Below are 1110 nucleotides of genomic sequence, written 5' to 3' on the forward strand. Positions count from 1 at the left end.
AGTACTATGCTGAGGACAGGCTTTCATTCGGAGAACCATCATGGAAAACATTGCGCTTATTGGTATCGATCTGGGTAAGAACTCTTTCCATATTCATTGTCAGGATCATCGTGGGAAGGCCGTTTACCGTAAAAAATTCACCCGACCAAAGCTAATCGAATTTCTGGCGACATGCCCGGCAACAACCATCGCGATGGAAGCCTGTGGCGGTTCTCACTTTATGGCACGCAAGCTGGCAGAGTTAGGGCATTTTCCAAAGCTGATATCACCGCAATTTGTCCGCCCATTCGTTAAAAGCAACAAAAATGACTTCGTTGATGCTGAAGCTATCTGTGAAGCAGCATCACGTCCATCTATGCGTTTCGTGCAGCCCAGAACCGAATCTCAGCAGGCAATGCGAGCTCTGCATCGTGTCCGTGAATCCCTGGTTCAGGATAAGGTGAAAACAACTAATCAGATGCATGCTTTTCTGCTGGAATTTGGTATCAGCGTTCCGCGAGGTGCTGCCGTTATTAGTCGACTGAGTACCCTTCTTGAGGACAGTAGTTTGCCTCTTTATCTCAGCCAGTTACTGCTGAAATTACAACAGCATTATCACTATCTTGTTGAGCAGATTAAAGATCTGGAATCTCAGTTGAAACGAAAGTTGGACGAAGATGAGGTTGGACAGCGCTTGCTGAGTATTCCCTGCGTTGGAACGCTGACTGCCAGTACTATTTCAACTGAGATTGGCGACGGGAAGCAGTACGCCAGCAGCCGTGACTTTGCGGCGGCAACAGGGCTGGTACCCCGACAGTACAGCACGGGAGGTCGGACGACATTGTTAGGGATTAGCAAGCGGGGCAACAAAAAGATCCGAACTTTGTTGGTTCAGTGTGCCAGGGTATTCATACAAAAACTGGAACACCAGTCTGGCAAGTTGGCCGACTGGGTCAGGGAGTTGTTGTGTCGGAAAAGCAACTTTGTCGTCACCTGTGCTCTGGCAAACAAGCTGGCCAGAATAGCCTGGGCACTGACGGCGCGACAGCAAACTTACGAAGCATAAAGGCAGAAATACACCAGTTTAAACAATCATTCATCTGGTTTTGCGAATACTGATATTGATGATAC

At 48.1% G+C, this 1110-nt stretch carries 1 protein-coding gene; it reads left to right on the plus strand.

The genetic code is table 11. The annotated features are described in order from the left end of the window. The first annotated feature begins 40 nt into the window (after positions 1 to 40). A complete protein-coding gene (locus tag NMC31_RS26045) occupies positions 41 to 1045 on the plus strand; it encodes an IS110-like element IS5075 family transposase (RefSeq protein WP_000427614.1) in 1005 nt (334 codons plus the stop codon). Positions 1046 to 1110 lie beyond the last annotated feature (65 nt).

This window comes from Pseudocitrobacter vendiensis (genome assembly GCF_943590815.1).
Taxonomy (GTDB): Bacteria; Pseudomonadota; Gammaproteobacteria; order Enterobacterales; family Enterobacteriaceae; genus Pseudocitrobacter; species Pseudocitrobacter vendiensis.